This window comes from Xanthomonas nasturtii, from assembly GCF_001660815.1.
Lineage (GTDB): Bacteria > Pseudomonadota > Gammaproteobacteria > Xanthomonadales > Xanthomonadaceae > Xanthomonas > Xanthomonas nasturtii.
This window is the reverse complement of sequence record NZ_LYMI01000034.1, coordinates 111,736-130,088: the sequence shown is the minus strand read 5'-3', so window position 1 is coordinate 130,088 and position 18,353 is coordinate 111,736. Positions and strand designations below refer to the sequence as shown.

Below are 18,353 nucleotides of genomic sequence, written 5' to 3'. Positions count from 1 at the left end.
AAGGGCGCTCCCAGGCCATCCGGTGGCTGAGCGGTACTGCGCTGGAGCTAAGACTCTGGCGCGAGCTGCAGGCGCACCCAGACGCCGTAGTGGTCCGATGCCCAGCGGCCTTCGGCATAAGGTGTGTCGAACAGGATGCGGGCTTCGCGGGCGAGCAGGCGGCTCTGCTGGAAGAACACGTGATCGATGCGCGCCGGCTTGTCGAAGACGTGCATGTTCAAGGTGCTGACCGTGGCATCGCTATTGCGATGCACGCTGCCGTAGCTGTCGCCATAGCCTTTGCGTAGCGCCTCCAGATCGAGGGTGTCGGCGGCGGTGTTGAAGTCGCCGGCAATCACCACCGGTGCCTGCGCGCTCGTGGACGCGATGAACTCCAGCAGGTCGGCGACCTGGCGCGTGCGCGTGGCGGTGCCGCGCGCATCGGCGCGTTCGTTGAGATGAGTGACGTAGACATTGAGCGGTTGGCCGTCGACATCCACCTGCAGATGCGCGGCAACACGATAGTCGTCCAGCGGCTGCAGCAGGCGCTCATGGCGTGCGAGCACCTTGCGCCGGCTGAGCAACGCATTGCCATAACGCTTGGGCGCACCCACGGGATCGACCGAGACGAAGATGACCGCGTAGCCCAACTTGCGTGCCAGCCACGCGGCCTGATTGTCGACGCTGCCGCGCCGCTCGATGACTTCCTGCAACGCGATCACATCTGGCGCCAGCTGCCTGAGCTGCTTGGCGATAAAGGCGCGACGAGCCGGCCAGTCTTCGCGGTCGTGATGCAGGTTGAGCGTGACCAGGGTGATTTCGCGCGCGGGCACGCCAGGGCCAGCAGCGGTTTGCTTGGCAGCTGCAAGTGCAGGGGTCTGGCTGCTGTCATTGTCTGGGCGCGCCTTGGCATGCTGCGGTGCCGGGTCTGCCTGCACAGCCACACACCACGCCATCAGTAGCGCGACCGCGGTGCACTGGTAGGCACGACGGCACCACTGCCCTGCCCGTCCCTGACAAGGCGTGCGGATCATTGCGCGGCCTTCTCGGCCCGCCGCACCGCGCTGGGCACATCGATCTGCACCGTGGCCGGTAGTTGCTGGATGCGCAGCTCGCCGTTCTGCCACTCGACCGATTCGCCGTTGACGCTGGCCTTGCCCGGTTCGCCCTGGTAAGGCCACGCAAACACCACACCACCCGGCGGCATCAGCAAGCCCGGTTGCAGCTGCAGTTGCAGCTGTTTCTCGCTGCGCTGCAAGCTGTAGTTGAGACGGCCATACGGCGTGCGCAGTTCGGCAATACCGATACCCTTGCCCTCGAACCAGCGCGTCGGCGTGCCGGCGGCAATCACGATGCTCTGGTCGGATTCGCGGGTGTAGGCAAACATGTCCAGCACCGAGCGGACGAAGTCCGAGGCCACCCAGGCGTGCGGCAGGTCACCGACGAAGAACGGCGTGCGCGGGGTGCGCGAAACCACTTCGGCCCACTGGTTCCAGGGCTGCGGCGCGCGGTCCTTGAAGAAGAACGCAGTCGCGTCCCAGGCACGCTCGCGCCAGCCCAGCCGGACGAAGGCAGCCACGTTGCGCCACTCGTACGGCGTGTAGTCCTTCCATTCGCGCTTGCCGTCGCGGCGGTCGGAAAACTCCTTCCAGTAGCGCTCGAAGGTGTTGGTCAGCAACTCCTGCGGCAGGCGCTGCTGCTCGCCCCCCGGGGTCAGCGCGATGGTGGTGGAGGTGGCGTCGAAATCGCCCAGCTCGGCCGAGCCTGGCAGGAAATCGAGGTTGTGCTGACGCACCGCTGCACCGAGCGAGGCGATCAGGTCGCCACTGAACTCATCGCGTGCGGCACCGAACCGAGCGACCTCATCGGGCTTGTCGAGCACGCCGGCCAGCATGGTGGCGTCCTTGTAGCCGCGCAGCGCCCAGAAGTTGTCCCAGTACGAATGCACCGGCTTGGCCGAATAGCCCTCATGGCTGATCGACACCGGCATCATTCCGTAGAAGGCCGGATTACGCATGAAGTTGTCTTCGGTGCGTTCGCTGGCGCGCAGCTTTTCCATGTAGTCGTAGGCGCCGGTGACGTGCGGCCACATCTTTTCCAGGAAAGGCCTGTCGCCGGTATAGCGGTAGTACTCGGCGATGTTGTAGATCAGCTCGCCATGGCTATCGTTTTCCGGCACCGGGTCGCTACCGCGGTCGTCCACGCAGCACGGCACCATGCCGTCGGCGAACTGGAACGGCGCAAACCAGTCGACATAGTCGCGCACGACATCTTCGCGACCCAGCCGCAGCAGCCCTTCGGAAATCATCGCGCCGTCGCGGATCCAGCTGCGCGAGTACGAGCGCGTGCCCGGCTGCAGACGCGGGCCGATGCGCGAAATCAACATGTGCGCCAGTGCCGTACGCAAGGTATCGACTACCGGCTTGCCTTCGGCCGGCACGCTGATGCGCACGCGATCGAGCTTGCCGCGCCATTGCTGCGCCACTTTTTGTTGCGCCGTATCGGCATCGAAACCGGCGGGCAGTTCCGCGGCGCCGGTCTGCGGGATCACCAGCGCCACGTCTCGCGTCTGCCCGGGCTCCAGCGTCCAGCGATACAGCAGCACGCCCGAGGCCAGGCCGGTTTCGTCCTTGACCTGGGTGACGGTGGGCGGCGTGGCGGCGGTGAGATGGCTGACATCCATGCCGCTGTCGAAGGCGCTGGCAAAGCCGGCATCCGGCCGCTGCACGGCGAACACACGCGGCTTGCCGTTGACGCTGACCTGAGCGCCGTCCACCCCCAGTTGTTCGATACGACTGACGCCCCCCAGGGTGTTGAGGAACTGCGACGGCGGGTTGACCTGGAACGGACGCACCGCCAGGGCCAGGGTGAAATCACGCGCCTGCTTGCCGGTGTTATGCAGCTGATAGCGCGCGACCAGTTGCGCCTGATCCGGCGTGCCCTGTACGAAGGCGGTGACGCGCAGATTCATCAGGTCGTGATGCCAGTCGACGCTGGGGATTGGCAGGTAGTCGTCCTGCAGGCTCTGCTCGCTGCTGACGTCTGACCAATGCAGCACTTTGCCGCCGGTGACCACGAACGGTTCGATGCTGAAACCGCCCTTGCCCACTTCCACTGCACCGTCTTCGCCGATCAGGCCCTGCTCGGTACCGCCGTCCAGACCGATGATGGTCCAGTACGGCTGCTCGCCGGAGAACCCGCGCGGGTAGCTGCCGCGCGGCAGCTGTGCGGCGAGCGACTTGATGAAATCATTCGGCGTTGCCGCAAATGCCAACGGCTGCAGCTGCACTTCCTTGATGCCATAGCGCCAGTTGGGGCCGTCCTTGAGGTCCAAGCGCAGGTAGCGCGCCTCGGTATCGGGCAACGCCAGCCAATCGGTACCACCCGCACCGGCGCTGACGGTGCGCAGATCGCGCCAACTGCGGCCATCGGCCGATGCACGCACCGCGTATTGCGAGGCCTGCAGGCCGGGCACCCACTGCACCACCGCGCCACCGAATTCGCGTAGCTTGCCCAGATCCAGGGTGACGGTCTGTTGCTTGACCGCCCCGCTGAGCCAGAAGGTGTCGGGCTTGCCATCGGCCAGGCGCTGCTCCAAGGCCGGCGCAGTATCGGTGATCGCTTCGGCCTTGAGCGGCGAGGTGTCTTCCGGCGGCAGCGGGGTCAGCGTCAGGCGGTCGAAGCACACCGAGCCCTTGCCACCCACCTTGTTGTAGACGGTGAACTCGACGTCCGCGCTGCTGCGCAGTTGCTTGTCCGCACCAGGCCCCCAGGCCTTTTCGATATTGCGCTTGCGGTAGTTGAAGGTGGTCCAGTTCTTCGGGAAATTGAAGCCCGGCCGGTTGACCCACCACACGTTGTCGCCGCTGGCATCGATCAGCTTGAGCTGCAGATCGTTGGACGGCGATTCGCCCCGCAGCGAAAACCCGATGCGGTAGTTCTCGGGGTAGTCGAGCGGCAGCGTGCGGCGGATGCCGACATAGCCGGAGACGCCGTTGAAGTTGTAGTCCAGGCACAAGGCACGCCCACCGGAAGGCGTCGCCACCGTGCGCAGCGAGCCGCTGACCTGGTTGGACACCACCAGGCGCCAGGCGCCGATGTCGTTGAAGCCGTCGAGCACACGCTCCTGCGCCTGCGCCACGCCCGCACCACTGGCAACGGCGGCCATGGCAAGCACTGCCCGAACGATCGGTTTCACCCCTTCACACTCCCCAGCAGAAGACCTTGAATGTAGTAACGCTGCAGCGCCAGGAACAATAGCAGCACCGGAATCACCGTCACCACCGCACCTGCCATCATCAGCTCCACATCCATGATGTGCTCGCGCGACAGCGCCGCCAGCGCCACCGGCAAGGTGTACTGCTCCTGGTCGGTCAGCACGATCAGCGGCCACATGAAGTCGTTCCACGAACCCATGAAAGTGAAGATGGTCAAGGTGACCAACACCGGCTTGAGCATCGGCAGCACGATCTGGAAGAAGATGCGCATTTCGCTGGCGCCATCGATGCGTGCGGCTTCGATCAATTCATCGGGAATGCTGCGCGCGTACTGGCGCACCAGGAAGATGCCGAACACCGTGGCCAGCGCCGGCACCACCACCCCGCCGATGTTGTTGACCAGATGCAGCTGCTTCATCAACAGGAACAGCGGCAGCATCGCCACCTGCGCCGGGATCACCAGCGCGGCCATCAGGATTTTGAAGATGCGCTCGCGGCCGACGAACTGCAGCTTGGCGAACGCGTAGCCGGCCATGGTGTTGATCAGCAGCGAGCCCAGCGTGATCAGCCCGGAGACCAGCAGGCTGTTGGCGAAGTTGCGCGCCATGCCGGTGCGTGCGAACAGCTCGTGGTAATTGGCGGTGGTAAACGCCGAGGGCAGCATCGGCGGCGGAAACCGGCTGGCCTCGCCGGTGGGCATGAACGACACCGACAGCATCCACAGCAGCGGCGCCAGGCTGATCAGGGCCAGCACCAGCAGGCCGCCGTTGACCAGCACGGCATTCCAGCGCGACTCGCCGACATCACGGCTCATATCAGGTCCTTCTTGCGGCCAAAGCGCAACATCACGGTGGTCACCGCCAGAATGATCAGGAACAACAGGAACGCCACCGCCGATGCACGGCCGAGGTTCCACCATTTGAAGCCTTCTTCGAACATGAAATACAGCACGCTGACGGTGCTTTGCAGCGGGTCGCCGCGGGTCATCACGTAGGGTTCGGCAAACAGCTGGAAATAGCCGGAAATGGTGATCACCCCGACCACCATCAACACCGGGCCGAGCATCGGCAAGGTGATGTGCAGGAACTGCTTCCAGCGCGAGGCGCCGTCGATGCGCGCGGCCTCGTACAGGTCTTGCGGGATCGCCTGCAGCCCGGCCAGGAAGATCACCATGTTGTAGCCGAAGTTCTTCCACACCGCGAACAGCATGATGGTGGGCATTGCCCAGCGCGGGTCGCCCAGCCAGTCGATCGGAGCGATGCCCAGATGGCTGAGGCCGAAGTTCACCAGGCCATATTTGATGTGGAACAGGTAACGCCAGATCACCGCGACCGCCACCAGCGTGGTCACCACCGGGGCGAACAGGGCGGTGCGGAACAGCGCCTTGAAGCGCGAGGCCTTGGCGTTGAGCAGCAGGGCCGCGCCCAGCGACAAACCGATCGACATCGGCACGCCCAGCAGCACGAAATACGTGGTGTTCCACAACGACTTCCAGAACAGCGGCGTCTGCAGCAGCTCGATGTAATTGCCCAGACCGACGAAGCGCAGATGGCTGCTGTCGGCCAGTGCGTACAGGTCGAAGTCGGTGACACTGAGCACCAGCGCGGCAAACACCGGCACGCCGAAGAACATGCCGAGCACCATGATCGACGGCGCGGCGAACACCCAGCCGGCGACGGAATTGCGCTTCATCATCGTGCGGCTCCCCGGCCCGCGGCGGCGGCTGGCGTGACGGTTTCTGCAGCAGACGGCGTCACTGCGGGTGTGGCCGATCCACCGGCCGGGCCGACATGCCCGCCTTCCTGTTCAAAAATCCAGCGGCGCTTGGCCAGGATGTCGTCCACGCGTTGATCCAGCTCCTGCACGGCGGCTTCGTGCGATTGACCGCCGCGCACCACGCGTTCGGTCACCAGGCGCATTTCCTGCACGATGCGCTCCCACTCCAGCACCTTGGGCGTGGCCTTGACCCGCTCGAGCTGGTCACCGAAGGCATGCGCCAGTTCGTCGTTGGCCAACGACGGCAGCTTCCAGGTACTGCGGCGCGGCGGCAGGTCGCCGATGATGGCGTGGAAGCGCGCCTGTACCTGCGGCTGCGACAGGTATTCGATCAGCTTCCAGCTGGCGTCCTTGTGCTGGGACGACTTGAAGATCACCAGGCTGGAGCCGCCGGCAATGCCCGCGCCCAGGCCATTGGGACCCGGCAACGGCGCGGTGCCCCACTTGCCTTCCATGCCCGGCGGCTGGCGCAGCTTGAACTCGCGCACGTTCCAGGGGCCGGACAGATAGAACGCGTAGTAACCGTTGAAGAATTCGTACCAGACGTTGGACACCTGGGTCTCGGACACCTTCGGCGCCCAGCCCTTCTGGTACATGCCGTCGTAGAACGCCAGCGCCTTGCGGAAGCCGGCGCCGCGGAAGTTGCCGTAATTGTCGTGGTCGCGCAGCAGGCGGTCGTCCTGTTGTAACGCAAACGAGAGCTGCTGCTCGAATTCGTTGAGCGGCATCAGGATGGCGAAGCGGTCCGGGCCGACCTTGCGCTTGATCGCGGCCATCACCTGTTCCATCTCGGCCCAGGTCTTGGGCATTTCGCTGTAGCCGGCCTCGCGCAGCAGGTCCTTGCGGTAGAACAGCAGGCGCGTATCCACATACCACGGCACCCCGTACAAGGTGCCATCGACCACATTGGTGTCCCACACACCGGGGAAATAGTCGGCTTGGTCAACAATCTTCGAGCGCGCCACGAACGGCTGCATCGGCTCCAGCGTATCCAGCAAGGCGAATTCCGGCAGCCAGGTGTTGCCGAGCTGGCATACATCCGGCAGGCCGTCCGCGGCGAAGGCGGTCAGCAGCTTTTCGTGTGCCGCGGTCATCGGGATGTTCTGCACATCGACCTGGATGTCCGGGTTCTGCTTCTCGAAGTCGGCCACCAGCTCGGCCACCACTTCGGCCTCCTTGCCCATCGCCCAGAAGCGCACGGTGGTCTTGGCCGGATCGGAGCGGTCACATCCCGCCGCACCTGCACACAGGGCGGCGGCCAACATCAACAGTTTCAAAAGGCGCACGGATTACTCGGGTTTGGGGCGTTGCGTGGAGTTTTGGCGTTGCGAGGGGTCTTGCTGGGCCTGGGCGGCGGCGGCGCGCGATTCGGCCATGCCCAGCGCGCGTGCGGCGGCTTTTTGCTCATCTTTTTGCGGCGCCTGCTGCGGCTCGCCTTCCGGCGTCAACCAGCCACCGGTGAAGCCGGCGCGTTCCAGGCCGGCGCGGATGTAGGCGTTCTTCTTCATCACGTTCCAGACGAATTCGTTCTGGTAGTTGGCGATCATCGCCAGGATCGGGCCCTGGTCGATGGCGATGTAGTCGCTGGCCACCCAGCCGCGGTCCGGCACCATGCGCCCGGTCTTGAGCGGGATGTCGTAGTTGAAGCTGGGGTTGAACGAATCCAGGAAGCCATAGCTGGAATACAGGAAGTCGCCGTAGCGTTTGTGCATTTCCTCGGTGGCCGGGATCACCACTTCCGGGGCGAACACGATCGAGGAGATGGCCGCGGTCGGTGCGATGGTGCCGTCGTCGAAGTTCTCGCGCAGGCCGGCGCCGCGCGAGGAGTAATGGCGGAACTGGCGCTGCTCGCCACGGTATTCCTGGCTGGTGTTCTGCGGGCCGTCGCCGGCGGTCAGGCCCCAGACGTTTTCTCCGTAGTCCTTCCACTTCATCGGGTTGTCGATGGCGTAGTCGCGCTGCGCCAGGGTGGCGCGGCGGCTGTTGAGGAAATAGTCGATGCCGCGTTCGCGCATGTACTGGTCCTGGATATCGCGGAAATCGATCCAGACATGGCTGTATTGGTGGCCGAACAAGGGGCCGAAGGACAGGTATTCCTGGCCCTGGTAGACGCCCCAGTCGTTGTTGTAGGTGCGGGTCCAGCTGGTCCACGCTTCCGGGTCGACGCCGTGGGTGGGCGAGCCCAGCGCAAGGATGTACAGCATCATCGCCTCGTTGTAGCCCATCCAGTCGTGGTCGATGAAGCCGCTTTCGGGGAACCAGCCCATCGAGATCAGCGGCGCACGCTGTTGCAGCCAGCGCCAGTCCACGCGCTTGTAGAGCGTGTCGGCAATCTGGCGGATCTCCTTTTCGCGCGGGTCGTCGCCGTCGTAATACGACTGGGTGAACAACACGCCCATCATCAGCAGCGCGGTGTCCACGCTCGATAGCTCGACCCAGCTGTCGTAACGGTTGCCCTGCTGCATGTCCAGAAAGTGGTAGTAGAAACCTTTGTAGCCTGCGCGACCGGTCTTCTGCGGCCCCATCGGCGCGTCGCGGAAGAATTTCAGCGTGGTCAGGGTGCGGTCGATCGCCTGATTGCGACTGACCCAACCGTTTTCGATGCCGATCGGATACGCGGTGAGCGCAAAGCCGACCGAGGCGATGCTGGCGAACGGGCGCGACGGAAACCGATCCGGCGCCAGTCCGTTGAGTTCGTTGGTGGTGTCCCAGAAAAACTGGAAGGTACGGCGCTCGATATCCGAAAACAGCGGCGGCAGCGGCGGCTTGACCGGCTTGGGCGGCAGTTGCGCTTCCACCAGAATGACTTTTACCGGCGCCTTCTTTTCGGCCACCTTGGGTTCCTCGGCCTGCTTGCAGGACGCCAGTACCAGCGCACCCAGCAAGAGTGAAATCATCAACCAATGCGACGTGTTGCCCCTGTCCATCCGCCCCCCACTTGTGTAATCGATTACATCTCGCACGCCAACCTACCCTATCCAAGCGCCGAGTTCGACCGCCCTGGCATCTGCCAGAGCGGTCGAGCACCTCACCAGTTCAGGCCGAAGGCCAGACGGAAGGTGCGCATCGGCGACGCCAGCACACCGGTCGGTGTGCCGTAAGCCGTGTTCAAGTCTCCGAGTGTCCCGGTCTCGCCGTTAAAGTTGGCGTAGTTCACCCAATTGAACACGTTGAGGATATCCGCACGCACGTTGAATTTGACACCGCCGCCGGTATCCCATTCTTTATTGGCGGCGATGCTGAATTCCTTGTAGCCCAGCGTGCCATCCGGCTTGAACTGGATGATGTCGCATTGGTCGTTGCCGGCAAGGCAATTCTGGCCATAGCGCGCGGTCTGGCTGGCCAGCGACAGCTTGCCGGACAGCTTGATCTCGTACGGCAGCTCGTAGATACCGGTCACCACCAGGCGGTTCTTGGCGATGCCGCCGGCCTCACGCCAGCCATAGTCTTCGACGCGTTCGCGGTCCAGCGCGTAATGCTCGCCGAACTGGCGGTTCTCCTTGGCATCGGAATAGGTGTAGGCCACGGTCAGGCCCCAGCCGGATGCTTCATCGAAGGGCTTTTCGATCTGCAGGGCGAGCTGGTTGTTGCGGGTTTCCACGCCATTGGTGCCCAGCACGATGGCGCTGTAGCCGTCCGGGCCGTCGGTCGGCACGCCCGAGGTGGTGCCCGGCTGGAAGAAGGTGCCGTCCGGCAGGCGGTTGCCGCGCACGAAGGCAAAGCCGTCGTGGCTCTCGATGCGGCTCAGGGTTACGTCGGTGAACCAGTCCTGGCCCCACAGCGGCACCATGTTGCGCATGCCGATGCTGAATTGGTCGGAGTACGGCGTCTTGATGTTGTTGTCGATCAGATAGATCTCGCGCCCACCGCCGCCAGCGCTGGTCGCCGCCAGTGCATCGAGCCCGTCCTGGGTGTTGTAGGCCGGATTCCACGCCGTGCACGGGTCGCCCAGGCACGCGCCGTTGTTGGCGCTGGTGAAGTAATAGCTATACGACTTGAAGGAGTTGTTGAGCTGTTCCAGGGCCAGGTAATCGAAGATGTTGCGATCGTAGGCACGGCCGGCGCCGCCATAGATCACATGCGCCTGGTCGCCGAACAGGTCGTACGAGGCGCCCAGACGCGGCTGCCAGGCATTCTTGAATGCCTTGCGGTTGTTGCCGGTGCTGATGAAGTTGTTGATGTTGTAGTTGGCGTTTTGCAGGTTGGGCCAGTTCTGCAGTGCACCGGCCACGTCCGACGGGGTCACGAAGTCCAGGAATGCCGGGGTTTCTTCGTAGTCGTAGCGCACGCCCAGGTTCAGGGTCCAGTGCTCGTTGACCTCCCAGTCGTCCTGCAGGTAGATGCCGTACTGCTTGTTCTTGGACACCACCGAGCCGCCACCTTCCACCAGCGGCGCGCCGAAGCGCACGCGGTACGGCGTTTCCACGTCGGTGAGGATGTTGTAGTAGTACTGCGGGTTGGCCGGGTTGAACTGGGTCGAATCCAGATCGATGCTCTTGAACTTCACGCCCATCTTGACGGTGTGCGCGCCATGCCATTCCAGGCTGTTCAAGGTCAGGTCGTCCTGGAAGGTCCAGCCCTTCTGCCCCTTGCGCTGGAAGCTGCTGCCCGCGCCCGCCGCCAGCACGTCGGTCTCGTTGCCGCGCACCGGTGCGTAGCTGAGGATGTAGCCGTTGCCGTTGTTGATCGGCGCCTGGTTCCAGAACGCGCTCTCGTAGCTCAGGTTGGCTTCGTTGAGGAAGTTGGCGCCGCTGTACTGCCAGCGCAGGTTGGCGCGCTTTTCTTCCTGCCCGTTGATGCTGCCGTGTTCGTAGGTCGAGGTGCTGCCGACGTCGTTGAGTTCGTCTTCCTTGCGGTACTTGCCGGTCAGCTCGAACAGGTGATTGTCGCCGATGGTCCAGTCGATCTTGCCGAAGTACAGGTCTTCCTTGAACGGCGTGCTGGAGGTGACCACCAGCGGCTGCAGCTGCGCAGGCAGCTGGTCGACGCGGTCGGAATAGATCGAGCCGGGGATCACCACGTTCGGGGTGGTGTATTCCTTGGCTTCATAGGCGATGAAGAAATGCGCCTTGTCCTTGAGGATCGGGCCGCTGAAGGTGGCGCCGTACTGGGTTTCCTCGAAGTCGTCGCGCACGCCGGCCTTCTGCTCCAGCGGGCTCTCTTCGCGCCAGCCGTCGTTGCTGGTGTCCCAGAAGAAGCTACCGTGGAAATCGTTGGTACCGGACTTGGACGAGGCCACGATGGCCGCGCCGCTGACCTGGTCGAACTCGGCCTTGTAGTTGGAGGTGATGACCTTGTATTCGCCGATCGCCGACTGCGGGAACGGGTTGCCGCGGCTGGAATCCTGGCCGCTGACGCCACCGGTCAGCACGTAGTTCTTCTGGCTCACGCCGTCGATATAGACATTGGTGCCTTCTGCCGAAGTGGCGCCCGAGCGTACCTTGGTGGTGCCGTTGGCGTCGCGAGTGAACTGCACGTTCGGCACGGTGTCGGCCAGTTCCAGGAAGTTGCGCGTGGCACGCGGCAGGTTCTGGATCTGCACGTTGGAGATGTAGGTGGCGTTTTCGGAGGTGCGCGTTTCCACCAGCACCGGCGGCGCCTTCACCTGCACTGCGTCCAGCGTGGTGGCGTTACCACCGTCGGCCGTGGCCGGTGTGCCACCGACACCCAGGTTCAGGGTCGCCGTCTGGCCGACCTGCACGGTGACGTTCTGCGAACTGGTCTGGCCGTCGGCGGTGACATCGATACGGTACGAACCCGGCGGCAGGCCGCCAACCGAATAGCCGCCGTTGCTGACCTGCACGGTGCGGGTCAGGCCGGTGGCCAGATTGGTGGCAGTGACCTGCGCCTGCGCGGCAGGTGCCGCATCAACGGTGACCTGGCCGCGGATGGTCGCAGCGGTGCTCTGCGCGAAGGCCGGTGCGGCGCCGAGCAGCAGGCAACTGGCCAGCGCGCAGCTGAGCAGTTTGCGTGCCGGACGGGCGGAATGGGGGTGGTGGTGGCGCATGGTCGTCCCTCCAGGGATCGGTACAGATTGTTGTTGTGGCAGTGCAGTGGTGCAGGAACAGCCGCTGGGAGGCAGCGGAAGCGGACAGAACGCCCGCGAAAGGGTCGGCGGCCCGACAACGCAGGGCCGGCAAGGTCAGGGACCAGGCTCGCCGGCGCCGCAGGAGGCGCGGATCACCAGTTCGGGGGTGAGCAGCTGGCGGATGCCGTCATCGCGGCCCGGTGTCTCGACCAGGCGCATCAGCCGGGTCATCGCCTGCTCGCCCAGCCGGGCAATGCTGACCCGCATCGTGGTCAGCGCCGGGTGGACGAAACGGGCCAACGGAATATCGTCGAAACCAGCCAGCGCCACGTCGCCGGGCACCGACACCTCGGCCTGGGCGAAGGCGTACAGGCAGCCCAGCGCGGTCATGTCGTTGGCGGCGAACACCGCATCCGGCAGCGTGCCCTTCGCCAGCATCGCCAGCCCGGCGCGATGGCCGGAGGCTTCGTCGAAGTCGCCCGGGTACTCCACGCCCTGCGCCTGCGCGCCGTGCGCCGCGAGCGCATCGCGGAAGCCGCGCAGTCGTTCGCGCGCATCGAAGTTCAGCGCCGGGCCACCGATGAAGGCGATGCGGCGGTGCCCCGCACGCAGCAGATGCTCGGTCATGGCCATGGCACCGGCATGGTCGTCGATACTCAATACCGGGTAGTCGGCACCCGGCAGGTGCGCATTGATCAACACCGTCGGCAGCGACTGCGGCAGGTTGTCGGTAAGGAAGCCCGGCTGCTCGGCATAGGGCGACAGCACCAGCAAGCCATCCACGCGCCCACGCATCGAGCGCAGCGCCCTGCCCTGGGCTTCCGGGTCGCCGTGGTAGCTGGACACCAGCAAGTGCTGGCCGGCCGCACGCGCCGCACCGTCGATGCCGCGGATCAATTCGGAAAAGAACTCGCCATACAGATCCGGCAGCACCACGCCCAGGGTCTGCGAGCGTCGGCTGCTCAGGCTGCGCGCGGCCGCGTGCGGGCTGTAACGCAGCCGCTCGGCCACTTTCAGCACCTGCTGGCGCACCGGCGCGGCGACGTTGTCGTGCCCGTTGAGCGCACGCGACACCGTTGCAACGGAGACCTGCGCTTCCCGAGCGACATCTTTGATGGTGACCGCACCCTTGGCCATTCCTGTCGCCCTCCGCGACCGAGTTCCCCAAACTGGCGCGGACTGTAAGCGTTTTCATAAGCGGGCGTAAACCCCTGTCTTCACATCATTGAAAACGCTTACAGATCAAATAGCTGCAGGTGATGAAGGCGTGAAGCAATGTGCTGCGGCGCAACAAATGCGCGCCCATGGATCCACACGCGAAGTAGAACGGCGATCACGCTTGGGTTGGGCCGATACCTTGATTAGGAGCGACGGATGGCTTACCGGTGAGGCAGTCGAGCTCAGGGGCGCCCTAGTTTGTAGTGCTCATGACCTGGACGAGCGCGGGGCGCAACGGGCTTTACCGGTAAGGCCCGTCGCGCCCCAGGGCACTCCCACGACGGTGTTTGGTCTTCTCGATTCGGCTTAAACCGCCTCGTCAGGCGCAATTGCCTCGATCGACAAGGCATGGATATCGGTCTGCATCATCTCGCCCACTGCCGCATAGACCGCACGGTGCCGGGCCAATGGCGGCTTGCCGGTAAAGGCGGCGCTGACCACGCGCACATTGAAATGCCCACGCCCGTCGCGCGCGCCGGCATGGCCGGCATGCCGGGCGCTGTCGTCCACGACCTCCAGCTCGGTGGGGGCCAATGCCGCCTGCAATGCCGCGCGGATCTGCTCGACCCGGCTCATGGCAGTACCCGGCGGAACGGACGGACCTCGGTGCGCGTATACACGCCCGCTTCCACATACGGGTCGGCATCGGCCCAGGCGCGTGCATCCTCCAGCACGTCGAATTCGGCGATCACCACGCTGCCACTGAAACCGGCCGGGCCCGGATCTTCGGCATCGATGGCCGGGCACGGGCCCGCCACCAGCAGCCGGCCCGCGGCCGCAAGCGCCTGCAAACGCGCCAGATGCGCCGGCCGCGCCTGCTGCCGCGCGGCCAATGCGTCGGCCCGGTCATACCCTTCGATTACGTACCACACACGCCACCTCATCCAAGACTTGAAGATCACTCTCGCGATTCTAGCCGCGTCGGCGCTGGACACCGCCCCCGCGCACGCATTACCCTTGGCACCACTGCACACGCAACCGGACGCAGCGGCCCGTCGGCCCAGGCTCAACGCCCTTCTCGACGACCGATTCGCTGCCCACCGCCGGCCCGCGTAGACGACCTCCTCGCTGTTCCGTCGCCGCATGCCACGCGGCGCCTGCTTGCATGTCGATTGGCGTATGTAAATTTGTTGGATCGTGCCGGCACGGGCACGACATTGATCGCAATAACTCAAGGCAAAGCCCTGCAGGCGCGGCTTAAGACCGCGGCCGGCGACCGTAAGACCCGATGTCGACCTGATGAATTCCGAACTCGCGCACGTCGCGACTCCGCCAGCCACGAGCGCGCCGCCACAGCAGCAGGAAATGCCGCTGGCGGTCGTGCATGGGCAACCGGTGCTGCAGATCCCGCAGGATCTGTATATCCCGCCGGACGCGCTGGAAGTCATCCTGGATGCCTTCGAAGGCCCGCTGGACCTATTGCTGTACCTGATCCGCCGTCAGAACCTGGACATCCTGGATATTCCCGTCGCCGAGATCACCCGGCAATACGTGGACTACATCAATGTGATGCAGGAGCTGCGTTTCGAACTGGCCGCCGAATACCTGGTGATGGCCGCGATCCTGGCCGAGATCAAATCGCGCATGTTGTTGCCGCGCCCTCCCAGCCAGGAAGGCGAAGAGGACGACCCGCGTGCCGAGCTGGTCCGCCGGTTGCAGGAATACGAACGCTTCAAGCAGGCGGCCGAGGATCTGGACACCCTGCCCCGCATGGGCCGCGACAGCGCGCCGGTGCAGGTGCATTTGCCGGAGCGCGCTGCGGTCAAGCTGCCGCCGCCGGTGGAACTGAAAGAAATGCTGATGGCGCTGTACGACGTGCTAAAGCGCGCCGAACTGTTCACCGGCCATGCGATCAAGCGCGAGGCGCTGAGCGTGCGCCAGCGCATGGGCGATGTGCTGAGCCGCCTGGACGATGGCAAGTTTTACCGTTTCGAGTCGCTGTTCACTGCCGAAGAAGGCAAGCTCGGCGTGCTGGTCACCTTCCTGGCGCTGCTCGAATTGGCCAAGGAGCAGTTGCTGGACATCGTGCAGGAAGCGCCGCTGGCGCCGATCTACGTGAAGTCGCTGGCGTTGGGCAATACCAATGCGCCGTTGCAATTCTCCAGCGAATTCGACGACAGCGATGCCGCCAACGAACCCCTCTGAAGCCGATCACCGAATGGATCAAGCGCTGATCACCCGCATTATCGAAGCCGCCCTGTTGGCGAGCAGCCAGCCGTTGACGCTGGCGCAGCTGCAGGGCTTGTTTCCGGAAGAAGAACCCGCGCCGCCCGGCAGCGTGGAGCGCGCGCTGGAACTGCTGCGCGAGGGCTGCGCCGAGCGCGGTGTGGAACTGGTCGAGGTGGCCTCGGGCTTCCGCTTCCAGGTCAAGGCCGATGTGCATGGCTGGGTCGCCCGGCTGTGGACCGAGCGACGCACCAAGTACACCCGCGCCACGCTGGAAACGTTGGCCTTGATTGCCTACCGCCAGCCGATCACCCGCGGCGAGATCGAGCAGGTGCGCGGCGTGGCGGTCAGCAGCAACATCATCCAGGCCCTGGAAGAACGCGAGTGGATCCGCGTGGTGGGCCACCGCGATGTGCCCGGCAAGCCGGCGCTGTTCGGCACCACCAAGGGCTTTCTGGATTACTTCGGGCTCAAGCGATTGGACGAGCTGCCGCCATTGTCTGAATTGAAAGACATTGCCGAGCTGGAACCGCAGCTGCCGCTGGACCGCGACGGCCAGCTGGATGGCGTGGTGCCGGCGTCGGCAGCGGTGGATGCGGCGCAGGATCAGGCAGATGCCGATGCGGCTGGCGCTGCAGGCGCCGATGCGGATGCAACTGCCGACGGTGCTGATGTTGGTGATGCGGAAGCGGATGCGTATGCAGAAGCCGCCGCTGACGCCAAGGCCGAAGACAGCGACACCAGCGATTTGCAGGATGGTTCGGAAGCACCCAAGGCTCACGCCATGGCGAACCCGGACAGCAACACCGAAGCGGCAAACGATCACCAGGCCAACACCGGGCGCGATGCCGCCATCGACACCGATGCCGACCAGCACGCGCCCGAACCCGCCAGCGATGCCGGGTTGGACCAGCAACACCACGCTCTCGACGCTGCGATCGACACGGAAGCGACCGATGCCGTGAGTGCGCAGATACCGCAGCACCCCGAGCATGGCTCGGCGCACGACCAGCACAACCAACACCCAGATAACGCCCGTGAGGGCGACCCCGACACCGCGCCGGGCACGCGCGCGGATGCAGTGAACGAAGACGAAGACAACGCCGTCGCGACGACGACCGTGGCTGTTGACGAAGCCGATTCCGACCCAGAGGCCGACCCAGAACAAGTCGGCCGGAGCCAGACACATGAGTGACACCCCACGCAAGCTGTCGTTGAACAAGCTCTCCCTCAAGCGCGACAGCGCGCCCGAAGCGCCCAAGCTGGAAGAGCGCCTGCACAAGGTGCTGGCCCAGGCCGGCCTGGGCTCGCGCCGCGCGCTGGAACAGCGCATTGCCGATGGCCTGATCAAGGTCAATGGCACCGTCGCGCAGACCGGCATGTCGGTGCGCAGCGGCGACAAGATCGAACTGGACGGCCGCAGCTTCGTGGCCAGTGCGCTGACCGAGCCCTCGCGCGTGTTGATCTACAACAAGCCCGAAGGCGAAGTGACCACGCGCGAAGATCCCGAAGGCCGCCCGACCGTGTTCGAGTCGCTGCCGGCATTGAAGGGTTCGCGCTGGATCGCCATCGGCCGCCTGGACATCAACACCACCGGCCTGTTGCTGCTGACCACCGACGGTGAGTTGGCCAACGCGATGATGCACCCCTCCTACGAGGTCGAGCGCGAATACGTGGTGCGCGTACGCGCCCCGGAAGGCGAAGAAAAGGTCTCCGACGCCATCATCGAGCGGCTGTCGCGCGGCGTGCTGCTGGAAGACGGCGGCGCCAAGTTCGACGAGATCGAACGTATCGGCGGTACCGATTCGCACGACTGGTTCCGCGTGGTGGTCAAGGAAGGCCGCAACCGCGAAGTGCGCCGCCTGTGGGAATCGCAGGGCTGCCAGGTCAGCCGCCTCAAGCGCAGCCGCTACGGCAAGATCTCGCTGCCGCGCGAACTGCTGCGCGGGCAATCGGTGGAAGTGGCGCAGGAGAAGGTGGAGACCCTGCGCGCCGAACTCAAGCTGGAAGAAGGCGCGCCGTCGGCACTGACGCTGCAGCCGGTGATCGGCCAGCGCCGCGCCGCCAAGTCCACCGTGCATGTCTCGCGCGATGGCCGCAGCAATGCCTACGTCAATGGCCAGACCTCCGGTGCCGACGAAGGCCGTGAGCTGCGTCGCTTCGACAACCTGCGCGAAGATCGCGGCCGCGGCGGTCGCGGCAAGCCGGGCGGTTTCAAGGGTGGCCTGACGGTCAGCGGCGAAGCCGCCGCCCGCCAGTCGCAGCAGCGCCCGTTCAAGCAGCGTGGCCCGGCCAAGGGCGACCGCGGCGCGTTGCCGGACGGCAATCCGGCCGCGTTCCGCAGCTGGTATGTGCCCGATGGCGTGAGCACCGGCCCGAGCGGCCACCGCAATGCCGGCCCGAGCGGCCCGGGCACCGGTCAGGCACGCCCGTATGCGAAGAAGGGCCCGGGCGGTGCGCGTCCGGGTGCTGGCGGTCCGGGTGGCACACGGCCGGGCGGTCCAGGACGTGGCGGCCCCGGTGGTGGCGGGCAAGGTCAGTCGCAGGGTCAAGGCCAGGGGCAGCGCAAGCACCCGTACGGCCACCCGGGCAATGCACCGAGCTTCCCCTCCGATCACGCCAACCCGGGGTTCAGCCCGTACGGTGCGGCACGTCCTGCCGGCCGTCCGAGCGGCGCGCGTCCGGGTCCGGGCGGTAACCGTGGGCCGGCCTCAGCCAATCGTGGCCCTGGTGGTCCCGGCGGCGGCGCACGCGGTCCCGGCGGCCCGGGTGGCGCACCGCGCGGCCCGGGCGGCCGTCCATCAGGCGGCGGCAATCGTCGCCCCCCGGGTGGCGGCAATCGCGGTCGCTGAGTTGCGCCACGCGCATTAAAAAAACGGCCCTGCGAAGGGCCGTCTTTTGTGGTGCTCAGTGCGGATATTCGGGACTGCAACAGCATCGGCAACGGCGTCTTGCGCCAGGCCTGTCTT

The 18,353-nt window shown here is 65.2% G+C and carries 13 protein-coding genes; 3 read left to right on the top strand and 10 right to left on the bottom strand.

The genetic code is table 11. The features are described from left to right. Positions 1-47: 47 nt before the first annotated feature. The 10 genes from A7D16_RS13490 to A7D16_RS13445 all read right to left on the bottom strand — a co-directional run bounded on the left by A7D16_RS13490 (position 48) and on the right by A7D16_RS13445 (position 14,090). A complete protein-coding gene (locus A7D16_RS13490; RefSeq protein WP_095522387.1) occupies positions 48-923 on the bottom strand; it encodes an endonuclease/exonuclease/phosphatase family protein in 876 nt (291 codons plus the stop codon). Between the two features lie 86 nt (positions 924-1,009). Continuing rightward, a complete protein-coding gene (locus A7D16_RS13485; protein ID WP_064633515.1) occupies positions 1,010-4,147 on the bottom strand; it encodes a discoidin domain-containing protein in 3,138 nt (1,045 codons plus the stop codon). A gap of 26 nt (positions 4,148-4,173) precedes the next feature. Continuing rightward, positions 4,174-5,010, bottom strand: a complete 837-nt coding sequence (locus A7D16_RS13480) for a carbohydrate ABC transporter permease (RefSeq protein ID WP_047694944.1) — start codon at positions 5,008-5,010, stop codon at positions 4,174-4,176. After that, complete coding sequence (locus A7D16_RS13475) at positions 5,007-5,891, bottom strand: carbohydrate ABC transporter permease (RefSeq protein ID WP_095522379.1); 885 nt, start codon at positions 5,889-5,891, stop codon at positions 5,007-5,009. Before A7D16_RS13475 ends, A7D16_RS13480 begins: the two co-directional genes overlap by 4 nt. After that, positions 5,888-7,258, bottom strand: coding sequence for a sugar ABC transporter substrate-binding protein (locus A7D16_RS13470; protein ID WP_064633509.1), 1,371 nt, complete (start codon positions 7,256-7,258; stop codon positions 5,888-5,890). Before A7D16_RS13470 ends, A7D16_RS13475 begins: the two co-directional genes overlap by 4 nt. Before the next feature lie 3 nt (positions 7,259-7,261). Then, positions 7,262-8,899: a glucoamylase family protein gene (locus A7D16_RS13465; protein ID WP_064633506.1), complete on the bottom strand. Its 1,638-nt coding sequence runs from the start codon at positions 8,897-8,899 to the stop codon at positions 7,262-7,264. A gap of 101 nt (positions 8,900-9,000) precedes the next feature. After that, positions 9,001-11,979, bottom strand: coding sequence for a TonB-dependent receptor (locus tag A7D16_RS13460; protein WP_064633501.1), 2,979 nt, complete (start codon positions 11,977-11,979; stop codon positions 9,001-9,003). 135 nt (positions 11,980-12,114) lie between these two features. Continuing rightward, entirely contained in the window at positions 12,115-13,137 is a 1,023-nt protein-coding gene (locus A7D16_RS13455; RefSeq protein ID WP_064633498.1) for a LacI family DNA-binding transcriptional regulator, read from the bottom strand. Positions 13,138-13,524: 387 nt separating this feature from the next. Further along, entirely contained in the window at positions 13,525-13,794 is a 270-nt protein-coding gene (locus tag A7D16_RS13450; protein WP_064633495.1) for a BolA family protein, read from the bottom strand. After that, on the bottom strand, positions 13,791-14,090 hold the full coding sequence (locus tag A7D16_RS13445) for a YciI family protein (RefSeq protein WP_064633493.1): 300 nt from the start codon (positions 14,088-14,090) through the stop codon (positions 13,791-13,793). The genes A7D16_RS13450 and A7D16_RS13445 overlap by 4 nt, the downstream gene beginning before the upstream one ends. A gap of 367 nt (positions 14,091-14,457) precedes the next feature. Here A7D16_RS13445 and A7D16_RS13440 point away from each other — a divergent pair, with 367 nt between their 5' ends. From A7D16_RS13440 to A7D16_RS13430, 3 genes are read left to right on the top strand one after another with little or no spacing between them, the layout of a single operon-like run. Next, entirely contained in the window at positions 14,458-15,363 is a 906-nt protein-coding gene (locus A7D16_RS13440) for a segregation and condensation protein A (protein WP_064633490.1), read from the top strand. Between the two features lie 13 nt (positions 15,364-15,376). Then, on the top strand, positions 15,377-16,579 hold the full coding sequence (scpB, locus tag A7D16_RS13435) for an SMC-Scp complex subunit ScpB (protein WP_064633486.1): 1,203 nt from the start codon (positions 15,377-15,379) through the stop codon (positions 16,577-16,579). Continuing rightward, positions 16,572-18,236, top strand: a complete 1,665-nt coding sequence (locus tag A7D16_RS13430) for a pseudouridine synthase (protein WP_064633483.1) — start codon at positions 16,572-16,574, stop codon at positions 18,234-18,236. Before scpB ends, A7D16_RS13430 begins: the two co-directional genes overlap by 8 nt. Positions 18,237-18,353 lie beyond the last annotated feature (117 nt).